Origin of the sequence: Streptomyces ardesiacus, assembly GCF_003112575.1 — a bacterium.
GTDB classification, from domain to species: domain Bacteria; phylum Actinomycetota; class Actinomycetes; order Streptomycetales; family Streptomycetaceae; genus Streptomyces; species Streptomyces ardesiacus.
Window position 1 is genome coordinate 975,743 of the sequence record NZ_BEWC01000002.1, and the last position, 25,186, is coordinate 1,000,928.

A 25,186-nucleotide genomic window follows, 5' to 3' on the forward strand; every position below is an offset into this window, starting at 1 on the left:
CCCTCAGCGCCGTACGGGCCCCTGGGGGCCGGTGGTGCCGTCAGCCGCGGCGCGTCTCGCCCAGGTGGTGCACGCGGACCATGTTGGTGGTTCCGGGCACGCCGGGGGGCGAACCGGCGGTGATCACGACGACGTCGCCGTCGTCGAACCGGCCCAGGCGCATCGTCTCCTGGTCCACCAGGTCGACCATCTCGTCGGTGCTGTTCACGAACGGCACCACGTGCGGCTCCACGCCCCAGCTCAGCGTGAGCTGGTTGCGGGTGGACTCGTCGGTGGTGAAGGCCAGGATCGGCTGGCAGGCGCGGTAGCGGGAGAGCCGGCGGGCCGTGTCGCCGGACTGGGTGAAGGCCACCAGGCCCTTGCCGCCCAGGAAGTCGGCGATCTCGGCGGCGGCACGGGCCACCGAACCGCCCTGCGTGCGCGGCTTCTTGCCCGGCACCAGCGGCTGGAGGCCCTTGGAGAGCAGCTCCTGCTCGGCGGCGGTGACGATCTTCGACATCGTCTTGACGGTCTCGATCGGGTAGGCGCCCACGCTGGACTCGGCGGAGAGCATGACCGCGTCGGCGCCGTCCAGGATCGCGTTGGCCACGTCGGAGGCCTCGGCGCGGGTCGGACGGGAGTTGGTGATCATCGACTCCATCATCTGGGTCGCCACGATCACCGGCTTGGCGTTGCGCCGGCACAGCTCGATCAGGCGCTTCTGCACCATGGGGACCTTCTCGAGCGGGTACTCGACGGCCAGGTCGCCGCGGGCGACCATCACACCGTCGAACGCCATCACGACGTCCTCCATGTTGTCGACCGCCTGGGGCTTCTCCACCTTGGCGATCACCGGGACGCGGCGGCCCTCCTCGTCCATGACGCGGTGCACGTCGGCGACGTCCTTGGCGTCCCGGACGAAGGAGAGGGCGACCAGGTCGCAGCCCATGCGCAGCGCGAACCGCAGGTCCTCGACGTCCTTGTCGGACAGCGCGGGGACGTTCACCGCGGCGCCGGGCAGGTTGATGCCCTTGTGGTCGGAGATGACGCCGCCCTCGATGACGATCGTCTTCACCCGGGAGCCCTCGACCTCGGTGACCTTCAGCTCGACGTTGCCGTCGTTGATGAGGACCTGGTCGCCCTTGGTGACGTCACCGGGCAGGCCCTTGTACGTCGTGCCGCAGATCGTCCTGTCGCCCGGGACGTCCTCGGTGGTGATGGTGAACTCGTCACCGCGCACCAGCTCGACGGGACCCTCGGCGAAGGTCTCCAGGCGGATCTTCGGGCCCTGCAGGTCGGCGAGGACACCGACGGCCCGGCCGGTCTCCTTGGCGGCGGCCCGCACCCGGTCGTAGCGGCCCTGGTGCTCGGCGTGGGTGCCGTGGCTGAAATTGAAGCGGGCCACGTTCATGCCGGCTTCGATCAGCGTGACGAGCTGCTCGTGGGAGTCGACCGCGGGGCCGAGAGTACAGACGATTTTCGAACGGCGCATGGGTGCCATCCTATCGGTTTGTTTCGGCGCGGAATATTCCGTCTGGCGGAAAATACAAAAGGGCGGGATGCCGCTCAGGTGAGAAGGGGATTGCCTTCTTCATTCACCAGCGCATAGCTCTGGGTCGCGATCTCCATTTCCTCGTCCGTCGGGACCACCGCCACCGCCACCCGCGCGTCCGCGGGCGAGATCAGCCGGGCCGCGTCCCCGCGTACGGCGTTCAGCCCGGAGTCGACCGCCAGGCCGAGCCCCTCCAGGCCCGCCAGGGCCGCCTCGCGCACCGGCGCCGAGTTCTCCCCGACCCCGGCCGTGAACGCCACGGCGTCCACGCGTCCGAGAACGGCGTAATAGGCGCCGATGTACTTCTTGAGCCGGTGAATGTAGATGTCGAAGGCCAGCGCGGCCCGTTCGTCGCCGGCGTCGACACGGCGGCGGATCTCCCGCATGTCGTTGTCGCCGCACAGCCCGGTCAGACCGCTCCTCTTGTTGAGAAGAGTGTCGATCTCGTCGGCGGACATTCCACCGACGCGCATCAAATGGAAGATGACGGCCGGGTCCATGTCTCCCGAACGCGTACCCATCACCAGCCCCTCCAAAGGCGTCAGCCCCATGGAGGTGTCCACGCACCGCCCGCCCCGCACCGCCGAGGCGGACGCCCCGTTGCCCAGGTGCAGCACGATCACGTTCACGTCCTCGGGCGCCCGGCCCAGCAGCCTCGCGGTCTCGCGCGAGACGTAGGCGTGCGAGGTGCCGTGGAAGCCGTAGCGCCTGATGCGGTGCGCGTCGGCGGTCTCGACGTCGATCGCGTAGCGGGCCGCGGACTCCGGCATCGTCGTGTGGAAGGCGGTGTCGAACACGGCGACCTGCGGCAGGTCCGGGCGCAGTGACTGCGCGGTGCGGATGCCGGTGAGGTTGGCCGGGTTGTGCAGCGGGGCGACCGGGATCAGCCGCTCGATCTCGGCGAGCACGGCGTCGTCGATCACCGTCGGCTCGGTGAAGCGCAGGCCGCCGTGGACCACCCGGTGCCCGATCGCGGCCAGCTCCGGGGAGTCCAGGCCCAGGCCGTCCCGGTCCAGTTCGGCCGCCATGGCCTTCAGCGCGGCGTCGTGGTCGGGCACCGGCCCGGTCCACTCGCGGCTCTCCCCGTCCGCCGGGGTGTGCTTGACGCGGGAGCCGCCGCCCTCGCCGATCCGCTCGACCAGGCCCACCGCCAGCCGGCTGCCGCCGCGCATGTCGATGAGCTGGTACTTCACCGACGAGGAGCCGGAGTTGAGGACGAGGACACGGGAGCCGCTCACAGGTCGGACGCCTTCTCGCTGGGGGACTGCTGGGCCTGGATCGCCGTGATGGCGACGGTGTTGACGATGTCCTGCACGAGCGCGCCCCGCGACAGGTCGTTGACCGGCTTGCGCAGGCCCTGGAGGACCGGGCCGACCGCGATGGCACCGGCCGAGCGCTGCACCGCCTTGTACGTGTTGTTGCCGGTGTTCAGGTCGGGGAAGATCAGCACGCTGGCCTGCCCGGCGACCGCCGAGCCGGGGAGCTTGGTCGCGGCCACCGACGGCTCGACCGCCGCGTCGTACTGGATCGGCCCCTCGATGCTGAGGTCCGGGCGGCGCGAGCGGACCAGCTCGGTGGCCTCGCGCACCTTGTCGACGTCGGCGCCGGAACCGGAGGTGCCCGTCGAGTACGACAGCATCGCGATCCGGGGCTCCACCCCGAACCGCGCCGCCGTCGCCGCGGACTGGGCGGCGATGTCGGCGAGCTGCCCGGCGTCCGGGTCCGGGTTGACCGCGCAGTCGCCGTAGACCAGGACCTTGTCGGCCAGGCACATGAAGAAGACGGACGAGACGATCTCCGCGTCCGGCTTCGTCTTGATGATCTCGAAGGCGGGGCGGATGGTCGCCGCGGTCGAGTGCACCGACCCCGACACCATGCCGTCGGCGAATCCTTCCTGCACCATCAGCGTGCCGAAGTAGTTCACGTCCGAGACCACGTCGTACGCCAGCTCCACGGTCACGCCCTTGTGGGCGCGCAGGGCGGCGTACTTCTCGGCGAAGGAGTCGCGCAGCTCGCTGGCGGCCGGATCGATCAGCTCGGCCCCGGCGAGGTCGATGCCGAGGTCGGCGGCCTTCTTGCGGATCTGCTCCGCCGGGCCGAGCAGCGTCAGCTCGCACACGCCCCGGCGCATCAGCACCTCCGCCGCCTGCAGCACGCGCTCCTCGGTGCCCTCCGGCAGCACGACCCGGCGCAGGTCGGACCGGGCCTGTTCGAGGAGCTGGTGCTCGAACATCATCGGCGTGACGCGGTCGCTGCTGGGCGCCGAGACCCGCTTGCTCAGCTCCGCGGTGTCGACGTACCGCTCGAAGACGCCGAGGGCGGTCTCCGCCTTGCGCGGGGTGGCCGCGCCCAGCTTGCCCTCCAGGGAGAAGAGCTGCTCGGCGGTGGGGAAGCTGTTGCCGGTCACCGAGAGCACCGGTGTGCCCGGGGCCAGCCGGCCGGCGAGGGTGAGGATGCCCTCGCCGGGCACCTCGTTCAGGGTCAGCAGCACCCCGGCTATCGGCGGGGTTCCGGCGCTGTGCGCGGCCAGCGTGCCGACCACCAGGTCGGCGCGGTCGCCAGGCGTGACGACCAGGCAGCCCGGGGTCAGCGCGGCCAGCAGGTTGGGCAGCATGGCCCCGCCGAAGACGAAGTCCAGCGCGTCGCGGGCGAGCCCGGAGTCGTCCCCGAGCACCACCCGGGCGCCCAGGGCGTGCGCGATCTGGGAGACGGTCGGCGCGGACAGGGCGGGCTCGTCCGGCACCACCCAGCACGGCACCGGCAGCCGGTGCGCGAGCCGCTCGGCGATCTCGTCCCGGTCCTCGCGCGCGACCCGGTTGGTCACCATGGCCAGCACGTCGCAGCCCAGGCCGTCGTAGGCGCGGAAGGCGTTGTGGGTCTCGGCCAGCACCGAGTCCGCGCTCTGCCTGCGGCCGCCGACGACGGGGAGGACCGAGGCGCCGAACTCGTTGGCGAGCCGCGCGTTCAGCGACAGCTCGTCCGGGAACTGGGTGTCCGCGTAGTCGGTGCCCAGGACGAGGACCACGTCGTAGTCCCGCGCCACCAGGTGGAAGCGGTCGACCAGCGCGGACACCAGCTCGTCCACGCCCTGTTCCGCCTGGAGGAGGGAGGCGTCCCGGTAGTCCATGCCGTAGACCGTCGCCGGGTCCTGCGAGAGCCGGTAGCGGGCGCGCAGCAGCTCGAAGAGCCGGTCGGGCCCGTCGTGCACCAGGGGACGGAACACACCGACCCGGTCGACCTGCCGGGTGAGCAGCTCCATCACCCCCAGCTCGACGACCTGGCGGCCGTCGCCGCGGTCGGTGCCGGTCACGTACACGCTGCGCGTCACGCGTGCTCTCCGTTTCGTCGGGGTGAGCGTTCCTCGTCGGGGTGCGGAACCCTCTTGACAGTACCTCCGGCGAGGGTTAAGACGCCCGTCAGCATCATCCGGCCCCACCGTCCTCCGGGCCGTGGAACAATTGGACCGGCTCACCGGTGTCAACAGCGAGCAGGAGACACAGCACGATGCGTATCGGAGTTCTCACCGCAGGCGGCGACTGCCCCGGCCTGAACGCAGTGATCCGGTCGGTCGTGCACCGAGCGGTCGACAACTACGGCGACGAGGTCATCGGCTTCGAGGACGGCTACGCGGGCCTGCTGGACGGCCGTTACCGCACCCTCGACCTCAACGCCGTCAGCGGCATCCTCGCCCGCGGCGGCACCATCCTCGGCTCCTCCCGCCTGGAGCGCGACCGGCTCCGCGAGGCGTGCGAGAACGCCGGCGACATGATCCAGAACTTCGGGATCGACGCCCTGATCCCGATAGGCGGCGAGGGCACGCTCACGGCGGCCCGGATGCTGTCGGACGCCGGTCTGCCCGTCGTCGGCGTGCCGAAGACCATCGACAACGACATCTCCTCCACCGACCGCACCTTCGGCTTCGACACGGCCGTCGGCGTCGCCACCGAGGCGATGGACCGCCTCAAGACCACCGCCGAGTCCCACCAGCGCGTGATGGTCGTCGAGGTCATGGGCCGGCACGCCGGCTGGATCGCCCTGGAGTCCGGCATGGCCGCCGGCGCCCACGGCATCTGCCTGCCCGAGCGCCCCTTCGACCCCGCCGACCTGGTCAAGATGGTCGAGGAGCGCTTCTCCCGCGGCAAGAAGTTCGCCGTGGTCTGCGTCGCCGAGGGCGCCCACCCCGCCGAGGGCACCATGGACTACGGCAAGGGCGCCATCGACAAGTTCGGCCACGAGCGCTTCCAGGGCATCGGCACCGCGCTCGCCTTCGAACTGGAGCGCAGGCTCGGCAAGGAGGCCAAGCCGGTCATCCTCGGCCACGTCCAGCGCGGCGGCACCCCGACCGCGTACGACCGGGTCCTGGCCACCCGCTTCGGCTGGCACGCGGTGGAGGCCGCGCACCGGGGCGACTTCGGCCGGATGACCGCGCTGCGCGGCACGGACGTCGTGATGGTGCCGCTCGCCGAGGCCGTCACCGAGCTGAAGACGGTGCCGAAGGACCGGATGGACGAGGCGGAGTCGGTCTTCTAGCCCCCGGCCCGGGTGGCGCCTCACGGGTGCTTCTCGACCGCCGTCCAGAAGTGCTCCACGATCCGGTCGAGGAAGTCCCGGCCCCCGGCACTGGAGTCGGGGGCGCCGCCGCCCCAGCTCAGGGTGGCGGTCATCCGCCCCTGGTAGTCCTGGTGCAGCACCTGGAGGACGTTCTCCAGCACGCGCCGGTCCAGCGGCGCCAGCTTGGCTATCGGGCGCACACATCCCTGCCAGCGGGTGGTCACCGCGCTCGTCAGAAGTTCGGCCAGCTTCTCCTCGCGCCCGGTGACGGTCACGAAGTCGGGCAGCGTGAGGCCGAGCACGTCGGCGAGCTGGGCCGACTGCCGGTCGGTGCCGCGCCAGTCGTCCGCCTCCTCCATCCGCCGGTAGGCGGAGAGCCCGAGTCCGACCGCGCGGGCCACGTCCTCCGGCGCCAGACCGCGGGCGACGCGGTGCTCGCGCAGGGACTGCGGACGCCCGATCAGCTCGCCCGGCGAGCACCACAGCACCCCCGCGAGCGCGGTCAGCTCCGGGCCCTCGGGGGCAGCCGTCCCCCGCTCCCAGGCGACGACGAGGTCGGGGGTGACGTACGGCAGGCCGTACGAGACCCGCATGCCGTGGGCGACGTGCTCGGGGCCCATGCGGAGGGCGGCACGCAGCCGGCGGGCGGCGAGGGCGTTGAACGGAGGGCCCGACTGGCTCGGGCCGGGTGAGGGTCGGCGCACGCGCCACACCGTAGGGGTCCGGGGCGACGTTGACTACGGGCTGTTCGGCCAGCGGTACGGGTTGTAGGAACGTACGGGGGCGCGCGGGCCCCCGTACGCCCCCTCCGCCGGGCGCCCTCCTCGACGCCGGAGCCGGCCGCGTGGCCTCACCCCTTGACCGCCCCGCCCAGCGCGAACCCGCCGCCCAGCCGCCGGGAGATCAGCACGTACAGCAGCACGACCGGCGTGGAGTACACGATCGAGAACGCCGCGAGCTGCCCGTACGCCACCATGCCCCGGTTGCCGAAGAAGTCGTTGATGCTGACCGAGGCGGGCATCTGGTCCGGGGAGAGCAGCAGCATGAAGGGGACGAAGAAGTTCCCCCACATCATCACGAACGAGAAGACGGTCACCACCGCCACGCCCGGTCCCATCAGCGGCAGCACGATCCGCAGCAGCGACTGGAAGGACGACGCCCCGTCCGTCCACGCCGCCTCCTCCAGTTCCTTCGGCACCCCGTCCATGAAGTTCTTCATCAGCCAGATCGCGAAGGGCAGTTGCGAGGCGGCGAAGAAGAAGATCGTCCCCTGCACGGTGTCGATCAGGTTCACCCGCACGAACAGCGCGTAGACCGGCACCATGATCGCCGTGATCGGCAGGCTGGTCGCGAAGAGGACGGTGAGCAGGAACGGCCGGTTCAGCCGCGACCGGAAGCGGGAGAGCGGGTACGCCGCGAGCGCCGCGCACACCACCGTCAGCAGCGTCGCCCCGCCGCACAGGACCAGGCTGTTGAGCAGCGGGGTGAAGGTGATCTCCGGGGTGAGGACGGCGTCGAAGTTCTCCAGCGTCACCCCGTCGGGGACCTTGACCCTGAGGCTCGCGTGCGGGTCGAGGGCGGACAGCACCACCCAGGCCAACGGCAGCACGAAGGCCGCGGCCACCACCAGCAGCCCGGCGTCGGCGGCCGTACGGCGCCGGTTGCGCCGGGAGGCGGGGGCCGTACGGCGCGAGGTTCCGGGCCTTCGAGAAGCCGGGCGAGGCACGACCGTGTCCGTCATCTCAGACCTCCGTCCGCAGCAGCCGCAGGTACACGACCGAGAACAGCGAGCCGATGAGCAACAGCAGCAGCGCGACCGCCGTGCCGTACCCGATCAGGCTGTTCTGGAAGGCCTGCTCGTACATGAACAGCGGCAGCGTCTGGCTCCTGCCGCTCGGCCCGCCGCGCGTCATCACCCAGATCAGCCCGAAGACCGACAGCGTCTGCAGCGTGTTGAGCATGAGGTTGGTACCGATGGAGCGCCGGATCATCGGCAGCGTGATGTGCCACATCCGGCGCCAGCCGCTCGCGCCGTCCACCTCGGCGGCCTCGGTGATCTCCTTGGGGATCTCGTTCAGCGCGGCGGAGTACACCAGCATCGAGAACGCCGTGCCCCGCCACACGTTGGCGAAGGACACCGCCAGGATCGGCAGCGTGAACAGCCAGTCCTGCGAGGGCAGATGGAGCCAGTCCAGGATCGCGTTGAGGGTGCCCTCCCGCCGGAAGAAGGCGTAGAGCAGGAAGCCCGCCACCACCTCCGGCAGCACCCAGGCCGTGACAACGATGCCACCGGTGAGCGTGCGGACCGGCTTCGACGCCCGCTGCATCAGCGAGGCCAGCGCCAGCCCCAGCGTGTTCTGCCCGATCAGCGAGGACAGCACGGTGAACACCAGGGTCAGCCATACGGCGTTGAGGAACGCCTCGTCGCGGAAGGCGCGGGTGAAGTTGTCGAAGCCGACGAAGGACTCCTGGGACTGCCCGGTGAGCCGGAGGTCGGTGAAGGCGATGACGACGCAGTAGACGATCGGGCCGGCGAGGAAGAGCAGCAGGAGGACGACGGCGGGGGAGAGGGGCAGGGCACGCAGGAGCGACCGGCGCACGGTGCCGGTCCGCCCGCCGGAGGCCGCGGCCGCGGGCACCTTGCGCACCTCCGGCCCGGCGTGCCCCGGCGCGGTCGCCGTCACCTGCTCACCACCTTGCCGTCGGTGGCCTCCTTCAGCGCCTCGTCGTAGCCGCGCGCCGCCTCCTCGACCGACTTGTCGCCGGTCGTCACGCCCTCCATCGCCTCCTGGACGGCGACGGACACCTGCGGGTACGCCGGGTAGGCGGGCCGGTAGTGGGTGTCGGCGACGAGGTCGGTGAAGAACTTGATGCCGGGCTGGGCCGCGACGTAGGCGGGGTCCTCCGCGACGTCCTCGCGGACCGCGATGCCGGAGTTGGCGATGTACCACTTCTGGGCGTTGGCCTTGGTCTGCATCGTCTTGACGAACTCGAAGGCGAGATCGGGGTTGCCCGCCTTGGCCGGGATCGCCCAGGTCCACCCGCCGGACATGCTCACGCGTCCCGGTGCCTGCCCGGTCTGCGTCGGCATGGCCGCGAGCCCCAGCTCCTTCGACCACTCGGGCCACTCGTGCCCGCTGCCCTCCAGCCAGTCCTGCGGCAGCCAGGAGCCGTCGAGTGCGATCCCGAGCCTGCCCTGCGGCAGCAGCTCACCGCGGATCTTCGTGGAGAAGTTGGGGTCGAGGGCGTCGGAGACCTCCGGCCCGAGCTTCTCCTTGTACACCGTCTCGACGAAACCGAGGGCGTCCTTGAACCCCTGCCCCGCCGTGACCCACTTCTTGCTGCCCTTGTCGTACAGCGGATCGGCGCCACCGTCCCCCGTGCCGTACAGCAGCATCTCGAAGCCCTGCATGGTGGCCGCCTCGCCGGCGGGCTTGCCGGTGTAGACGTTGATCGGCGTGACGCCGGGGACCTTCTCCTTGATGGCGCGGGCGGCGTCGAGGACCTCGTCCCAGGTCTTCGGCTGCCAGTCGGCGGGCAGCCCGGCCTTGGCGAACACGTCCTTGCTGAACCAGAGCCCACGGGTGTCGGTCCCGTCCGGCACGCCGTACGTCTTCCCGTCCTCGCCCCTGGCCGCCGCCTTCGCCGTGTCGATGAACCGGTCCCAGTCCTTCCACTCGGCGAGGTAGTCGTCGAGCGGCTTCAAGTACCCGCTGGTGATGTCGGAGTTGATGAGGAACGTGTCCTCGTAGACCAGGTCGGGCGCGGTCTTGGGGGAGCGGAGCATCTGCTGGAGCTTGGTGTAGTACTCCGAGTCCGGCGCCTTGATCGGCACCAGCTCGACCTTCTTCCCCGGGTTGGCCTTCTCGAACTGCTTCTTGATGTCGCCGAGGTAGGTGTCCATCACCTTGACGGAGTTGTCCGTCGACTGCTTGAAGGAGACCTTCACCGTGTCCGCGTCGCCGCCGGAACCGCTTCCGCAGGCGGCGAGCGAGGCGGAGGCGAGCGCGGTGAGAACGAACAGGGCGGTGAACCGGACGGTGGGGCGCACGGGCATGACCTCCTGGGGGCGCACGACACTGTGGCCTGGACGGCTGCCCGGCGAACGTAAGAGGGGCGGTCTGGTCAGGTCAATGCGTGTGCGCCGGATTACCCCCGGAGGAGGCGGTCGGCCTTGCCGTCCTTGGGCGTTGCCTTACGCAGGCCGCCGAAGCCCACGCGCGGGCGGACTCGCCCAGGGAGCCGAGCAGGCCCGCAGGGCGGCCCGGCTCACCGCCCCCGCACCCACCGGTAGACCAACTCGGGCCGCCCCACCTGCCCGTACTGCGGGCTCCGGACCGCGCGCCCCGCGTTCACCAGGTGCTCCAGGTAACGGCGGGCCGTGATGCGGGAGATGCCCACCGCCTCCGCGACCCCGGCCGCCGTGAGGCCCTCGTCCGAGCCGCGCAGGGTGCCCGTGACGCGTTCCAGGGTCGGGCCGCTCAGGCCCTTCGGCAGGGCCGCCGGGGTCGGGGCGCGCAGGGTGGCGAGGGCGCGGTCGACCTCGTCCTGGCCGCTGGCCTCCCCGGCAGCGCCCCGGAACTCCGCGTAGCGCACCAGGCGGTCGCGCAGGGTGGCGAAGGTGAAGGGCTTCAGCACGTACTGGACGACGCCCAGCGACACGCCCTCCCGTACGACCGTCAGGTCCCTGGCCGACGTCACCGCTATCACGTCGGTGTGGTGTCCCGCCGCGCGCAGCGAGCGGGCCAACTGGAGGCCGTGCACGTCCGGCAGGTGCAGGTCGAGCAGGAGCAGGTCCACCGGCGTGCGGTCCAGCAGCCGCCGGGCCTCCGCGCCGGTGTGGGCCTTGCCCACCGCGACGAACCCCGGCACCCGGCCGACGTACATCACGTGCGCGTCGGCGGCGACCGGGTCGTCCTCGACGACCAGGACCCGGATGGGCTGCTCGGCGGTGTTCATACGGTGCCCCCGGCTCCCGGTCTGCCGCCCGCCACCGCCGTCGGGGCGGACCCGTCGTCCCCGGGGCCGCCCAGCGGCAGCCGGGCCTCGAAGCGGGCGCCGCCGCCGTCCGCCTCCGTCACGTTCAGGGTGCCGTCGTGGCGCCGTACCGCCTGTCGGACCAGGGCGAGCCCCAGGCCGCGTCCGCCCTCGCGGGCCGGCTTGGTCGAGTAGCCCCGCTGGAAGACCAGGTCGGCATGGGCGGGGTCGACCCCGGCGCCGGTGTCCGACACGCACAGCACCAGCTCCGAGCCGCCGGTGCCGGCCGTCTCCGTGTACGCCGCCACCGTGACCCGCGACGGCACCGCGCCCTGCGCCGCGTCCACCGCGTTGTCGACCAGGTTGCCCAGGATCGTCACCAGGTCCCGGGAGGGCAGCGACGGCGGCAGCAGCCCGTCGTCCAGTCGGCTGTCCTGCGACACCACCAGCTCCACCCCTCGTTCGTTGGCCTGCGCCGTCTTGCCCAGCAGCAGCGCCGCCAGCACCGGCTCGCTCACCGCCGCCACCACCTGGTCGGTCAGCGCCTGCGCCAGTTCCAGCTCCGCCGTCGCGAACTCCACGGCCTCCTCCGCCCGCCCCAGTTCGATCAGCGAGACGACCGTGTGCAGCCGGTTGGCCGCCTCGTGCGCCTGCGAGCGCAGCGCCTGCGTGAAGCCGCGCTCCGAATCCAGCTCGCCCGTCAGCGACTGCAGCTCCGTCACGTCCCGCAGCGTCACCACCGTGCCCCGGCGCTCACCGCCGGAGACCGGCGAGGTGTTCACCACCAGCACCCGGTCCGCCGCCAGGTGCACCTCGTCCACCCGCGGCTCCGACGCCAGCAGCGCCCCCGTCAGCCGCGACGGCAGCCCGAGCTCCGCCACCGAGGCCCCCACCACGTCACCGCGCACGCCGAGCAGCTCCCGTCCGCCGTCGTTGATCAGCGCGACGCGGTACTGCCCGTCCAGCATCAGCAGCCCCTCCCGCACCGCGTGCAGCGCCGCCTGATGGTAGTCGTGCATGCGGCTGAGCTGCTCCGCGTTCATGCCGTGCGTGTGCCGGCGCAACCGCGCGTTGATCACGTACGTACCGACCGCGCCGAGCAGCAGCGCCCCGGCCGCCACCCCCGACAGGGCCGTGAGCTGCTCCTGCGCCCGCTTGCTGATCTCCTCCACCTTGATCCCGGCACTGACCAGGCCGACGATCCGGCCGTCGTCCACGATCGGGGTGACCGCCCGTACCGAGGGGCCGAGCGTGCCCGAGTACGTCTCGGTGAAGGTGCCGCCCCGCTGCGCGCGCTCGATGTGGCCCCGGAAGGCGTGGCCGATTTCCTTCGGCTCGGGGTGGGTCCAGCGGATGCCCCGCGGATTCATGATCGTCACGAAGTCCACGTCCGTGTCCTGCATGACCCGCACCGCGTACGGCTGGAGGCGGGCCGTGGGGTCCGGCGTGCGGATCGCCTCCGCCACGGACGGCGAGTCCGCGATCGCCAGCGCCACCGCCCTGGCCTGGCGTCCGGCGGCGTCCTGGGCCTGGCCCCGGTCGCTGAGGTAGGTGAACAGCGCGTACCCGACCACGACGACCGCTATCAGGACGGCCTGCATGGCGAAGAGCTGCCCGGCCAGACTGCGGGGCCGGAGTCTCGGGACGCGGAGATGCATGCCGCCAGTCTCCCCCGTGGCTGGATTGTGAACTAAATGAACGCAAGGGTGACGGCGCTCACATGCCGGGAGATAGTCACCCCGTCCCCGATCCAACCCCCGGACGTGAGCCGCACGCCGGTGATGCCGACGACGTCGTCAAGGAGGGCCGCCGTGACCAGCAACGCCGCTACGGCACCTGCCGCACCCAAAGCCAAGCGCGACCGCACGCACTATCTCTACATAGCCGTGATCATCGCGGTCGCCCTCGGTATCGCCGTCGGTCTGATCGCCCCGGACTTCGCCACCGAGCTGAAGCCGCTCGGCACCGGCTTCGTGAACCTGATCAAGATGATGATCTCGCCGATCATCTTCTGCACGATCGTCCTGGGCATCGGCTCCGTCCGCAAGGCCGCCAAGGTCGGCGCGGTCGGCGGCATCGCCCTCGTCTACTTCTTCGTGATGTCGCTGGTGGCGCTCGCCATCGGCCTGATCGTCGGCAACATCCTCGACCCGGGCACGGGCCTCGCGGTCACGGACGCCGTCAAGGAGACCGGCCAGGCGCAGGTCGACGCGGAGGCCAAGGGCACCGTCGACTTCCTGATCGGCATCATCCCGACCACGATCGTCTCCGCGTTCACCGCGGGCGAGGTGCTCCAGACCCTGCTCGTCGCCCTGCTCTGCGGCTTCGCCCTGCAGGCCATGGGCAGCGCCGGCCAGCCCGTCCTGCGCGGCATCGAGCACATCCAGCGGCTGGTCTTCCGCGTCCTGGCGATGATCATGTGGGCCGCCCCGGTCGGTGCCTTCGGCGCCATCGCCGCCGTCACCGGCTCGGCCGGTGTCGACGCCCTCAAGAGCCTGGCCGTGCTGATGCTGGGCTTCTACGTGACCTGCTTCCTCTTCCTCTTCCTGGTGCTGGGCGCCGTGCTGCGCCTCGTCTCCGGGATCAACGTCTTCTCGCTCTTCAAGTACCTGGGCCGCGAGTTCCTGCTGATCCTGTCCACCTCGTCCTCGGAGTCGGCGCTGCCCCGCCTCATCGCGAAGATGGAGCACCTGGGCGTCAGCAAGCCGGTGGTCGGCATCACCGTCCCGACCGGCTACTCGTTCAACCTCGACGGCACCATGATCTACATGACCATGGCCTCGCTGTTCATCTCCGACGCCATGGGTACGCCGATGTCGATCGGTGAGCAGATCCCGCTGCTGCTCTTCCTGCTGGTGGCCTCCAAGGGCGCCGCCGGCGTCTCCGGCGCCGGCCTGGCCACGCTGGCCGGCGGCCTCCAGTCGCACAAGCCCGCGCTGGTGGACGGCATCGGCCTGATCGTCGGCATCGACCGCTTCATGAGCGAGGCCCGCGCCCTGACGAACTTCGGCGGCAACGCGGTGGCCACCGTCCTGATCGGCACCTGGACCAAGGAGATCGACAAGGAGCGGGTCAACGACGTCCTCGCCGGCCGGATCCCGTTCGACGAGAAGACCCTCCTGGACGACGCCCACGGCCCCGCCGACGGCGACGACACCCCGGACCTGCCCGAACAGGGCGGCGAGAAGGAGCTGACGCGGGCCTGACGCCCGTACGGCGCCCCCACACGCCGGGCGGCTGAGGTGCTCCCCCCGTTGCTCAGCCGCCCGGTCCCTGCGAAGAAGCCCCGCGTCCTCCCCCGGCGCGGGGCTTCTTGCCCTGACGTCGGCGTCAAGGCCTACGTTCGTCCCCATGCGAATCGGCGAGCTGGCCGCACGGGCCGGGACCACCACGCGGACGCTGCGGTACTACGAGTCGCGGGGTCTGCTGCCCGCGCGGCGGGGCGACAACGGCTACCGCACCTACGACGAGGACGACCTGAGGCTGCTGCGGCAGATCAGGACCCTCCAGGACTTCGGATTCGACCTGGAGGAGACCCGCCCCTTCGTGGAGTGCCTGCGCGCCGGGCACCCCGAGGGCGACTCCTGCCCCGCGTCCCTGGTGGTCTACCGGCGCAAGCTGGCGGAGCTGGACACGCTGATCGAGCAGCTCACGTCGGTGCGCGCGCAGGTCGCCGCGCAGTTGGCGCGGGCCGAGGCGGCGGTTCCGGGGGGTCCGGAACCCAAGTGCGAACTGGGAGGGCACGCATGACGACGATCGCCGGGGTGGCCGAGGTGACGGACGCGGACTTCGCCACGGAGGTGCTGGGCAGCGAGGTGCCCGTGCTGGTGCAGTTCACCGCCGAGTGGTGCGGGCCCTGCCGGCAGCTCGGGCCGGTGCTGAGGGACATCGCGGCCGAGGAGAGCGAGCGGCTGCGCGTGGTGCGGATCGACGTGGACCGCAATCCGGAGACGACGCTCGCCCACGGGGTGCTCGCGACGCCCACGCTCATGGTCTTCCGCGACGGTGAGCCGGTGCGGTCGATGGTGGGGGCCAAGCCCAAGAGGCGGCTCCTGGCGGAACTGGCCGAGGTGGTCTGAGCGCGTCCGACCGGCCGCGACGCACCAAGGAAAAATCCCCCGAGCAATTGCGCTCGGGGGATTTCTTTGCGTATATTCGATGATTCGTGACTTCAGATAAATGAGGTCGCGAAGAAGTTCAGTAGGCACAGTATATGCGGCCGGGAGTGGAATTGTCAAACACCGAATTTCCGGACGATGAATTGCGGCACGAGCAGGAATTCATCGACGGGCTGTACGCGCGCGTGGACGCGCTGCGCGGCCATGCCGAGGTGTCCGTCACCGAGGCGCTCGCGCAGGGCAACACCCCCCAGCAGGCCCGGCTGGAACGGGACATCCTGGTCGCCGAGCGCTCCGGACTGCTCGCCGCGCTCAACGCGGTGGACGGCTCCCTGTGCTTCGGCCGGATCGACCTCACCTCCGGGGAGGGCCACCACATCGGCCGCATCGGACTGCGCGCCGACGACGCCGAACGCACCCCCGTCCTCATCGACTGGCGCGCCGGTGTCGCCCGCCCCTTCTACCTGGCCACCGGCCACACCCCGATGGGTCTGCGCCGCCGCCGGCACATCACCAGCGAGGGCCGCACCGTCACCGCGCTGCACGACGAGATCCTCGACCTCGGCGACGAGACCCGCACCGGCCACGAGGACCCCTCCGGCGACGCCGTGCTGCTCGCCGCGCTGAACTCCGCGCGCACCGGGCGCATGGGCGACATCGTGCAGACCATCCAGGCCGACCAGGACCGCATCATCCGCGCCCCGCACCGCGGTGTCCTCGTCGTCGAGGGCGGCCCCGGCACCGGCAAGACCGCCGTCGCCCTGCACCGCGCCGCCTACCTCCTCTACGAGCACCGCGAACTGCTCGCCAAGCGCGCCGTCCTCATCGTCGGCCCCAACCCGGCCTTCCTCGGCTACATCGGCGAGGTGCTGCCCTCGCTGGGCGAGACCGGCGTGCTCCTCGCCACCGTCGGCGAGCTGTTCCCCGGAGTGAAAGCCACGGCGACGGACACCCCCGAGGCTGCGGCCGTGAAGGGCCGGGCCGGCATGGCCGACGTGCTCGCCGAGGTGGTCCGCGACCGGCAGGCGCTGCCCGACCCGGTCATCGCCGTCGAGCACGACCGGGACGTGCTCATGCTGGACGACGACCTCGTCAACGTCGCCCGCGAGCGCACCCGCGCCGCGCGACTCCCGCACAACGCGGCCCGCGAACACTTCGAGGGGCACATCCTCAACACCCTCACCGACATGGTCGCCGAGCGCATCGGCACCGACCCCTACGACGGCACCAACCTCCTCGACCCCAGCGACATCACCCAGATCCGCGACGAACTCGCCGAGAACCCCGAGGTCTGGTCCGCCATCGACCGGTTGTGGCCCCGGCTCACCCCGCAGCGCCTGGTCGCCGACTTCCTCGCCGCCCCCGAGGCCTTCCTGCCCGCCGAGGACGCCGCCGCCGTCCGCCGCCCGGTCACCCGGCGCTGGACCGTCGCCGACGTGCCCCTGCTGGACGAGGCGGCCGAACTGCTCGGCGTGGACGACCGGGTGGCCCGCACCCGCGCCGAACGCGAGCGGGAGGAGCAGATCGCCTACGCGCAGGGCGTGCTGGACGTGTCGTACGCGTCCCGGACCTACGAGTTCGAGGACAAGGCCGACGAGGAGTCTGAGGTCCTGCTCGCCCACGACGTCATCGACGCCGAGCGCTTCGCCGAGCGCCAGGAGGAGGAGGACCACCGCAGCGCCGCCGAGCGCGCGGCGGCCGACCGCACCTGGGCGTTCGGGCACATCATCGTCGACGAGGCGCAGGAGCTGTCCCCCATGGCCTGGCGGCTGCTGATGCGCCGCTGCCCCACCCGCTCGATGACCCTGGTCGGCGACCCGGCGCAGACCGCGGAGGCGGCCGGTGTCGGCTCCTGGTCGAAGATCCTCGCCCCGTACGTCGAGGACCGCTGGGAGCACACCCGCCTGGGCGTCAACTACCGCACCCCGGCCGAGGTCATGGACCTCGCGGCGGCCGTGGTCCGGGCCGAGGACCCGTCCTTCACCCCGCCCAGCTCGGTGCGCTCGACGGGCGTACGTCCCTGGATCCGGGCCACCGGCGACCTGCCCGCCGCCGTCGCCGAGGCCGTCCGGGAACTGACCCCCGAGGAGGGCCGCCTCGCCGTCGTCGCCCCGCGGGAGCTGCACCCCGCCCTCGCCGCCCGGCTGGACGGCGTGACCGCGGACGCCGAGCCGGACCTGACGCGGCGGGTCGTCCTCCTGGACCCGCGCCAGTCCAAGGGCCTGGAGTTCGACTCCGTCCTGGTCGTCGAGCCCGGCCGCTACGGCACCAGCGACCTCTACGTCGCCCTCACCCGCGCCACCCAGCACCTCGGCGTCCTGCACAGCGAGCCGCTGCCGAAGGGGCTCGCGGACGAGGGCGGCGCGGGCTGACGGTCAGGCCGGGCGCAGCCACACCGTGGCCAGGGGCGGCAGGGTCAGGCGGATGCTCGCCGGGCGGCCGTGCCGGCCCTGGGGTTCCGGCTTGACCGGGTCCGGGTTGGTCACGTCGCCGCCGCCGTAGCGGGCGGCGTCGGTGTTGAGGACCTCGTGCCAGGCCGGGATCTCGTCGGGGACGCCGAGGCGGTAGCCGGAGCGGACCACCGGGGCGAAGTTCGACACCGCGAGCAGCGGGCTGCCCTCGGCGTCCAGGCGCAGGAAGGCCACGACGTCGTCCTCGGCCGCGTCGCCGGCCACCCAGGAGAAACCGGAGGGATGGGTGTCGCGTTGCCACAGCGCGGGCGTGGCCCGGTAGACGGTGTTCAGGTCCCGCACCAGGTCGCGCACGCCCCGGTGGTCGGCCGCCGCCCCGTACTGCGGGTCGAGCAGCCACCAGTCGGGGCCGTGCGCCTCCGACCACTCCGCGCCCTGCGCGAACTCCTGGCCCATGAAGAGCAGTTGCTTGCCGGGGTGGGCCCACATCCAGCCCAGGTACGCCCGTTCGTTCGCGCGCTGCTGCCACCAGTCGCCGGGCATCTTCGACACCAGGGACCGCTTGCCGTGCACCACCTCGTCGTGGGATATCGGCAGCACGTAGTTCTCGCTGTACGCGTACACCATGGAGAAGGTCAGCTCGCCGTGGTGGTGCTTGCGGTGCACCGGCTCGTGGCTCATGTACGCGAGCGAGTCGTGCATCCAGCCCATGTTCCACTTCAGCCCGAAGCCGAGCCCGCCGAAGCCGCTCGGCCCCCGGTGGTGGGTGGCCCGCGTGACCCCGTCCCAGGCCGTGGACTCCTCCGCCACCGTCACCACGCCGGGCACCCGCCGGTAGACCGTCGCGTTCATCTCCTGGAGGAACGCCACCGCGTCCAGGTTCTCCCGGCCGCCGTGCTCGTTCGGCGTCCACCCGCCCGGCTCGCGCGAGTAGTCCAGGTACAGCATCGAGGCGACCGCGTCCACGCGCAGCCCGTCGATGTGGAACTCCTCGCACCAGTACACGGCGTTGGCCACCAGGAAGTTGCGCACCTCCCGGCGCCCGAAGTCGAACTCCAGCGTCCCCCAGTCCGGGTGCGCGGCCCGCAGCGGATCGGAGTGCTCGTACAGCGGGCGTCCGTCGAACTCCGCCAGCGCCCAGTCGTCGCGCGGGAAGTGCGCCGGCACCCAGTCCATCAGGACGCCGATGCCCTCCTGGTGCAGCCGGTCCACCAGGTACCGGAAGTCGTCGGGATCGCCCAGCCGGGCCGTGGGCGCGTAGAAACCGGTGACCTGGTAGCCCCAGGAACCGCCGAAGGGGTGCTCGGCGACCGGCATCAGCTCCACGTGCGTGAAGCCGAGGTCCAAGACGTACGCCGGGAGCTGCTCCGCCAGCTCGCGGTAGGTGAGGCCGGGGCGCCAGGACGGCAGGTGGACCTCGTACACCGACATCGGTGCCTCGTGCGCGGGCGTGTCCGCGCGGCGGGCCAGCCACTCCCCGTCGCCCCACGTGTAGTCCGAGGCGTGCACGATCGAGGACGTGGCCGGCGGGACCTCCGTCCGGCGGGCCAGCGGGTCGGCGCGGAAGGTGCGCGAACCGTCGGGCCGGGTGATCTCGAACTTGTACGGCTCGCCCGCGCCGACGCCGGGCAGGAACAGCTCCCACACGCCGGTCGAGCCGAGGGAGCGCATCGGATGGGCGGTGCCGTCCCAGAAGTTGAAACCGCCGGCCACCCGGACCCCGCGCGCGTTCGGCGCCCACACCGCGAAGCGGGTGCCGGCCACCCCGTCCAGCGTCGTCGGGTGCGCGCCGAGCGCCCGCCAGAGCTGCTCGTGCCGGCCCTCGCCGATCAGGTGCAGGTCCAGCTCGCCCAGGGTGGGCAGGAAGCGGTACGGGTCCTCGGCCTCCTGGACCGTCCCCTCGTACGTCACCAGGAGCCGGTGCGCCGGCACCTCCTCCAGCGGCGCGAGACCGGAGAAGAACCCGTCCCCGTCGTCGTGCAGTTCGACCCGCAGCTCCCCGCAGAGCACCGTCACCGCGAGGGCGTACGGCCTGAGCGCCCGGAACGCGACCCCGCCGGGCACCCGGTGGGCGCCGAGCACCGCGTGCGGGTCGTGGTGCGTGCCGACGAGCAGCCGCTCGCGGTCGGCGGCGGCCGGTGCGGGGGAGACGGCGGGCACCGCCCCGAAGGAGCCGGCGGTCACCTTCCGGGGCGCCTTCTTCTTCGCGGCCTTGGCGGGCTTCTTCCCGGCACCGGCCGTCTTCTTCCCGGTCGTCTTCCTCGGGTCGGGGCCGCTGGACGAGGGGCGGGGGGTCACGGGTGGAACCTCCTGGGCGGGACGGGGGCGGGCGGGGACGTCATGCCGGTTCGGGCACGGACAGGCGGCGCACCGCCGCCAGGGGCACCTCCAGCCAGTCGGGACGGTGCCGGGCCTCGTACAGGACCTCGTAGACCGCCTTGTCCGTCTCGTAGGCGCGCAGCAGCACCGGGTCGGTGCGCGGGTCGCGGCCGCCGGCCTGCGCGTACCCGGTGCAGTACGCGGCCCGGCAGGACTCGGTCCAGCCGGTCCCGCGCACGCCGGCCGAGTGGGCGGCGTAGTCGAAGGAGCGCAGCATCCCCGCGACGTCCCGCACCGCCGGCTGCGGCAGCCGGCGCTCGGCCAGGGACCGCGCGGGCTCCCCCTCGAAGTCGATCAGCGACCACTCCCCGTCGGGCGCGCGCAGGCACTGGCCGAGGTGCAGGTCGCCGTGGACCCGCTGGGCGGTCCAGGTACGGCCCTCGGCGGCCAGGCCGGCCAGCGCCGTGAAGGCCGTCCGCAGCGCGGGCGCGTACGGCCGCAGCAGCGGCACCGCCCGCGCCGCCTCCTCCAGCCGCGCGGTCATGCCCCCGGCGAGCTGCCGCGCGTGGGCGTGGCCGAGGGTGACGGTCGGCAGCGCGCGGGCCAGCGCGGAGTGCACCTCGGCGGTGGCCCGCCCCAGCGCCCGGGCCTCGGCGGCGAAGTCCTCGCCCTTGGCCAGCTCGCGCAGCGCCAGCTCCCAGCCGTCGGTGGCGCCCTGGAGGAAGGGCTGGAGCACGCCCAGCACCCAGGTCCGGCCGTCCAGGTCCGCCACCATCCACCCCGCGGGCGCGGGCACCCGGGGGCAGCCCTCGCGGGCCAGGGCCAGCGGCAGCTCCAGGTCGGGATTGACGCCGGGCACGATCCGGCGCAGCACCTTGAGGATGAACGTATCTCCGTACACGACCGACGAGTTCGACTGCTCGGCGGTCGTCAGCCGCGGCACCAGCCCGGCGCGTATGTCCTGTTCCGGTGCCCGCTCGAAGCGCAGCCCCCCGATGCGGGCCCCCGAGCGCAGCGCCTCCAGCAGCACCTCGGCGGGGCGGGTGTCGTACAGGGCGTCGTAGGCCGTGCGTCCGGCCGCCGGGCCCCCGGTCACGTGGCCGATCAGCGCGGGCGCGAGCCGGGGCGGCAGCGCCTCGCGGGTGCCTATCAGGAGCTGGTAGCAGTCGCCGGGCCCCTCGGCCGCGGCCCCGGCGGGCGCGGCCTGCTGGTGGGCGCGGACCAGGACGTGGTGGAGTCCGAGGCGGGAGTCGGCGGGGAGCAGGTCGGTGGCCGCGACCAGGGACAAGCCGGTGACCGGACGCCCCTTGCCGGCGAACCAGCGCTGCCGCGGAAGCCACTCCCGCAGCAGTGGTTCCAGGGACGCCAGGAGATCCGGCGGGCTCGTGACGGTGCGTATGACGGCTTCCGACATGGCGTCGCGTCCTTTCCCCGGAGCGTCGGGGTGGTTACTGATGCGTGCCCCGGGCGGAACGGCGGAAACCGCCCCGCCCGGGGACGGGGCCGGATCTAGACGGCGTCCTTGCGGAGCCGGAACCAGTAGAAGCCGTGCCCGCCGAGGGTCAGCAGGTACGGCAGGTCACCGACCGCCGGGAAGCGGACCCCGCCGAACAGCTCGACCGGGTGGCGTCCGCCGAAGGCGCTGAGGTCCAGCTCCGTGGGCTGCGCGAACCGCGAGAAGTTGTGGACGCACAGGACCAGGTCGTCGCCGTACTCGCGCAGGAAGGCCAGGACCGCCGGGTTGGTGGAGGGCAGCTCGGTGTAGGTGCCGAGGCCGAAGGCGGGGTTCTGCTTGCGGATCTCGATCATGCGCCGGGTCCAGTGCAGCAGGGACGAGGGCGAGGCCATGGACGCCTCGACGTTCGTCACCTGGAAGCCGTAGACCGGGTCCATGATCGTGGGCAGGAACAGGCGCCCCGGGTCGGACGAGGAGAAACCCGCGTTGCGGTCGGGCGTCCACTGCATGGGGGTGCGCACGGCGTCGCGGTCGCCGAGCCAGATGTTGTCGCCCATGCCGATCTCGTCGCCGTAGTAGAGGATCGGCGAGCCGGGCAGGGACAGCAGCAGGGCGGTGAACAGCTCGATCTGGTTGCGGTCGTTGTCGAGGAGCGGGGCCAGCCTGCGCCGGATGCCGATGTTGGCACGCATCCGCGGGTCCTTGGCGTACTCCGCGTACATGTAGTCGCGTTCCTCGTCGGTGACCATTTCGAGGGTCAGCTCGTCGTGGTTGCGCAGGAAGATGCCCCACTGGCAGCCGGAGGGGATGGCCGGGGTCTTGGCGAGGATCTCGGAGACCGGGTAGCGGGACTCCCTCCTGACCGCCATGAAGATGCGGGGCATGACGGGGAAGTGGAAGGCCATGTGGCACTCGTCCCCGCCGGCGGCGTAGTCGCCGAAGTAGTCGACGACGTCCTCGGGCCACTGGTTGGCCTCCGCCAGCACCACCGTGTCCGGGTACTGCGCGTCGATCTCCTTGCGCACCCGCTTGAGGAAGTCGTGGGTGCGCGGCAGGTTCTCGCAGTTGGTGCCCTCCTCCTGGTAGAGGTACGGCACCGCGTCCAGGCGGAACCCGTCGATGCCCAGGTCGAGCCAGAACTTCAGCGCGGAGATCATCTCCTCCTGCACGGCCGGGTTCTCGTAGTTGAGGTCCGGCTGGTGGGAGAAGAACCGGTGCCAGTAGTACTGCTTGCGCACCGGGTCGTAGGTCCAGTTCGACGCCTCGGTGTCGACGAAGATGATCCGGGCGTCCTGGAACTGCTTGTCGTCGTCGGCCCAGACGTAGTAGTCGCCGTAGGGGCCGTCGGGGTTCTTGCGGGACTCCTGGAACCACGGGTGCTGGTCGCTGGTGTGGTTCATGACGAAGTCGATGATCACGCGCATGCCGCGCTGGTGGGCCGCGTCGACGAACTCGACGAAGTCGGCGAGGTCGCCGAACTCGGGCAGGACGGCGGTGTAGTCGGAGACGTCGTACCCGCCGTCGCGCAGGGGCGACTTGAAGAAGGGCGGGAGCCAGAGGCAGTCCACGCCGAGCCATTGCAGGTAGTCCAGTTTGGCGGTCAGGCCCTTGAGGTCGCCGACGCCGTCGCCGTTGCTGTCCTGGAAGGAGCGGACGAGGACCTCGTAGAAGACGGCTCGTTTGAACCAGTCCGGGTCGCGGTCCTTGACGGGGGTGTCCTCGAAGGTGTCCGGCACGGGCTCGTTGACGATCATGTGGTGAGTGACCCTCCGATCTGCGGGTGGGACGGTCGCAGAACCGTGCAGACGTGCGCGGGCGTACGGCCCGGCTCCAGGCGCACATAGTTGGCCCTGCCCCAGTGATAGGTCTCGCCGGTCAGCTCGTCGCGCACCGGCACCGACTCGTGCCAGTCCAGGCCGAGTTGCGGCATGTCCAACGAGACCGTGGCCTCCTGGGTGTGGCGGGGGTCGAGGTTCACGACCACCAGAACCGTGTTCGATCCCTGCCGCTTGGAGTAGGCGATCACCTCTTCCTTGTCCGTGGTGTGGAAGTGCAGATCGCGCAGTTGGCGCAGGGCCGGGCTCGCGCGCCGGATGGTGTTGAGGCGGGTGATGAGGGGGGCGATGGTGGTGCCCTCGCGTTCGGCGGTGGCCCAGTCGCGGGGTTTGAGCTGGTATTTCTCGCTGTCGAGGTATTCCTCGCTGCCGGGGTGGAGGGGGGTGTTCTCGCAGAGTTCGTAGCCGCTGTAGATGCCCCAGGCGGGGGAGAGGGTGGCGGCGAGGACGGCGCGGACCTCGAAGGCGGGGCGGCCGCCGTGCTGGAGGTAGGCGTGGAGGATGTCGGGGGTGTTGGTGAAGAAGTTGGGCCGCATGTAGGCGGCGGCGTCCCCAGTGAGTTCGGTGAGGTACTGGGTCAGTTCCTGTTTGGTGTTGCGCCAGGTGAAGTAGGTGTAGGACTGCTGGAAGCCGATCTGGGCGAGGGTGTGCATCATCGCGGGGCGGGTGAAGGCCTCGGCCAGGAAGATCACGTCGGGGTCGGTGCGGTTGACGGTGGCGATGACGCGTTCCCAGAAGGCGACGGGTTTGGTGTGGGGGTTGTCGACGCGGAAGATGCGTACGCCGTGGTCCATCCAGTGGCGCAGGATGCGGACGGTTTCGGTGACGAGTCCGTCGGGGTCGGTGTCGAAGGCGACGGGGTAGATGTCCTGGTATTTCTTGGGCGGGTTCTCGGCGTGGGCGATGGTGCCGTCGGGGCGGTGGTGGAACCAGTCGGGGTGTTTGTGGACCCAGGGGTGGTCGGGGGAGCACTGGAGGGCGAAGTCGAGGGCGATTTCGAGGCCGTGGCGGGTGGCTTCGGTGACGAAGTGGTCGAAGTCGTCGAGGGTGCCGAGGGCGGGGTGGACGGTGTCGTGGCCGCCTTCGGGTGAGCCGATGGCCCAGGGGACGCCGACGTCGTCGGGGGTGGCGGAGAGGGTGTTGTTGCGGCCTTTGCGGTGGGTGGTGCCGATGGGGTGGACCGGGGGGAGGTAGACGACGTCGAAGCCCATGGCGGCGATGGCGGGCAGGCGGCGGGCGGCGGTGCGGAAGGTGCCGTGGGGGTGTTCGGGGGTGCCCTCGGAGCGGGGGAAGAATTCGTACCAGGCGCCGTAGAGGGCGCGTTCGCGCTCGACGAGCAGGGGGAGCGGTTCGGAGGAGGTGACCAGGTCGCGCAGGGGGTGGCGGGCCAGGACCGCGTCGACCTGAGGCGTCAGCGCCGCCGCCAGCCGGGACGCGGCCGGCCTGCCCTCGTCGCGCAGGGCCTCGGCGGCGGCCAGCAGTTCACGCCGGTCCGCGCTCCCGGGCACGCCGGCGGCGGCCCGCTCGTACAGCCGGGCGCCCTCCTCCAGGACCAGGTCCGTGTCCATCCCGGCCGGGATCTTGATCCGCGCCGCGTGCCGCCAGGTGGTGACCGGATCGCTCCACGCCTCCACGGTGTACGACCACAGTCCCGTCGTGTCCGCGGTGACGGTCGCACCCCAGCGGTCGGTGCCCGGGGCCAGCTCCCGCATGGGCGTCCAGGGACCCGGGCGGCCCTCGGGGTCTCTCAGGACGACGTTGGCGGCCACCGCGTCGTGCCCCTCCCGGAACACGGTCGCGGAGACCTCGAACGACTCGCCGGTGACGGCCTTGGCGGGCCTGCGCCCGTGCTGGACGACCGGACGGACGTCCAGCACGGGGATGCGTCCGACGACGGTGGTGCTCCGCGCGGGTGACACCGGGGGTGCGCCGGCAGCCGGGGATGCGGGGGATGCTGACGAGTGGTGCGTGGCGGGCATGACCGCTCC

Annotated in this window: 18 protein-coding genes; 5 read left to right on the forward strand and 13 right to left on the reverse strand. The window is 71.6% G+C overall.

Annotated elements, in window-relative coordinates; translation table 11 throughout:
- Positions 1-40: 40 nt before the first annotated feature.
- The 3 genes from pyk to pta all read right to left on the reverse strand — a co-directional run bounded on the left by pyk (position 41) and on the right by pta (position 4,859).
- Positions 41-1,471, reverse strand: coding sequence for a pyruvate kinase (pyk, locus tag Sdi02f_RS11515; protein ID WP_030402685.1), 1,431 nt, complete (start codon positions 1,469-1,471; stop codon positions 41-43).
- 74 nt (positions 1,472-1,545) lie between these two features.
- The gene (locus tag Sdi02f_RS11520) at positions 1,546-2,769 is read right to left on the reverse strand and encodes an acetate kinase (RefSeq protein WP_031082786.1); all 1,224 of its coding nucleotides are present in this window, start codon (positions 2,767-2,769) and stop codon (positions 1,546-1,548) included.
- Positions 2,766-4,859 carry a phosphate acetyltransferase gene (pta, locus tag Sdi02f_RS11525; RefSeq protein ID WP_030402683.1) on the reverse strand — a complete coding sequence of 698 codons (2,094 nt, stop codon included), beginning with the start codon at positions 4,857-4,859 and terminating at the stop codon, positions 2,766-2,768. The genes Sdi02f_RS11520 and pta overlap by 4 nt, the downstream gene beginning before the upstream one ends.
- Before the next feature lie 176 nt (positions 4,860-5,035).
- Between pta and Sdi02f_RS11530 the strand changes: the two genes are divergently transcribed.
- Positions 5,036-6,061 carry an ATP-dependent 6-phosphofructokinase gene (locus Sdi02f_RS11530; protein ID WP_030402682.1) on the forward strand — a complete coding sequence of 342 codons (1,026 nt, stop codon included), beginning with the start codon at positions 5,036-5,038 and terminating at the stop codon, positions 6,059-6,061.
- A 20-nt stretch (positions 6,062-6,081) separates the two neighbouring features.
- Here the strand turns inward: Sdi02f_RS11530 and Sdi02f_RS11535 are convergent, their stop codons facing one another.
- The 6 genes from Sdi02f_RS11535 to Sdi02f_RS11560 form a co-directional block, all read right to left on the reverse strand.
- The gene (locus Sdi02f_RS11535; RefSeq protein WP_030402681.1) at positions 6,082-6,795 is read right to left on the reverse strand and encodes a helix-turn-helix domain-containing protein; all 714 of its coding nucleotides are present in this window, start codon (positions 6,793-6,795) and stop codon (positions 6,082-6,084) included.
- Between the two features lie 137 nt (positions 6,796-6,932).
- Positions 6,933-7,823: a carbohydrate ABC transporter permease gene (locus Sdi02f_RS11540; protein ID WP_030402680.1), complete on the reverse strand. Its 891-nt coding sequence runs from the start codon at positions 7,821-7,823 to the stop codon at positions 6,933-6,935.
- 1 nt (position 7,824) lies between these two features.
- Positions 7,825-8,766 carry a carbohydrate ABC transporter permease gene (locus Sdi02f_RS11545; RefSeq protein WP_108933198.1) on the reverse strand — a complete coding sequence of 314 codons (942 nt, stop codon included), beginning with the start codon at positions 8,764-8,766 and terminating at the stop codon, positions 7,825-7,827.
- On the reverse strand, positions 8,763-10,139 hold the full coding sequence (locus tag Sdi02f_RS11550) for an ABC transporter substrate-binding protein (protein ID WP_174843331.1): 1,377 nt from the start codon (positions 10,137-10,139) through the stop codon (positions 8,763-8,765). The genes Sdi02f_RS11545 and Sdi02f_RS11550 overlap by 4 nt, the downstream gene beginning before the upstream one ends.
- Before the next feature lie 212 nt (positions 10,140-10,351).
- Positions 10,352-11,041 (reverse strand): response regulator, encoded by a 690-nt coding sequence (locus tag Sdi02f_RS11555; protein WP_030402677.1) that lies wholly within the window; start codon positions 11,039-11,041, stop codon positions 10,352-10,354.
- Positions 11,038-12,717, reverse strand: coding sequence for a sensor histidine kinase (locus tag Sdi02f_RS11560; RefSeq protein ID WP_053637564.1), 1,680 nt, complete (start codon positions 12,715-12,717; stop codon positions 11,038-11,040). The genes Sdi02f_RS11555 and Sdi02f_RS11560 overlap by 4 nt, the downstream gene beginning before the upstream one ends.
- 153 nt (positions 12,718-12,870) lie before the next feature.
- Here Sdi02f_RS11560 and Sdi02f_RS11565 point away from each other — a divergent pair, with 153 nt between their 5' ends.
- From Sdi02f_RS11565 to Sdi02f_RS11580, 4 genes are all read left to right on the forward strand, one after another.
- Positions 12,871-14,265 carry a cation:dicarboxylate symporter family transporter gene (locus Sdi02f_RS11565; RefSeq protein ID WP_030402675.1) on the forward strand — a complete coding sequence of 465 codons (1,395 nt, stop codon included), beginning with the start codon at positions 12,871-12,873 and terminating at the stop codon, positions 14,263-14,265.
- A gap of 145 nt (positions 14,266-14,410) precedes the next feature.
- Complete coding sequence (locus Sdi02f_RS11570) at positions 14,411-14,809, forward strand: MerR family transcriptional regulator (RefSeq protein ID WP_030402674.1); 399 nt, start codon at positions 14,411-14,413, stop codon at positions 14,807-14,809.
- A complete protein-coding gene (locus Sdi02f_RS11575; RefSeq protein ID WP_030402673.1) occupies positions 14,806-15,138 on the forward strand; it encodes a thioredoxin family protein in 333 nt (110 codons plus the stop codon). Before Sdi02f_RS11570 ends, Sdi02f_RS11575 begins: the two co-directional genes overlap by 4 nt.
- 134 nt (positions 15,139-15,272) lie before the next feature.
- Positions 15,273-17,549: a HelD family protein gene (locus Sdi02f_RS11580; RefSeq protein ID WP_108933199.1), complete on the forward strand. Its 2,277-nt coding sequence runs from the start codon at positions 15,273-15,275 to the stop codon at positions 17,547-17,549.
- A gap of 3 nt (positions 17,550-17,552) precedes the next feature.
- Here Sdi02f_RS11580 and glgB read toward each other — a convergent pair whose 3' ends face one another.
- The 4 genes from glgB to Sdi02f_RS11600 form a co-directional block, all read right to left on the reverse strand.
- Positions 17,553-19,886: a 1,4-alpha-glucan branching enzyme gene (gene glgB, locus Sdi02f_RS11585; protein WP_167458154.1), complete on the reverse strand. Its 2,334-nt coding sequence runs from the start codon at positions 19,884-19,886 to the stop codon at positions 17,553-17,555.
- 40 nt (positions 19,887-19,926) lie between these two features.
- Positions 19,927-21,321 carry a maltokinase N-terminal cap-like domain-containing protein gene (locus Sdi02f_RS11590; protein ID WP_108933200.1) on the reverse strand — a complete coding sequence of 465 codons (1,395 nt, stop codon included), beginning with the start codon at positions 21,319-21,321 and terminating at the stop codon, positions 19,927-19,929.
- A gap of 95 nt (positions 21,322-21,416) precedes the next feature.
- Positions 21,417-23,117 (reverse strand): maltose alpha-D-glucosyltransferase, encoded by a 1,701-nt coding sequence (gene treS / locus Sdi02f_RS11595; protein WP_108933201.1) that lies wholly within the window; start codon positions 23,115-23,117, stop codon positions 21,417-21,419.
- Positions 23,114-25,177, reverse strand: coding sequence for an alpha-1,4-glucan--maltose-1-phosphate maltosyltransferase (locus tag Sdi02f_RS11600; protein WP_167458155.1), 2,064 nt, complete (start codon positions 25,175-25,177; stop codon positions 23,114-23,116). The genes treS and Sdi02f_RS11600 overlap by 4 nt, the downstream gene beginning before the upstream one ends.
- Positions 25,178-25,186: the final 9 nt, after the last annotated feature.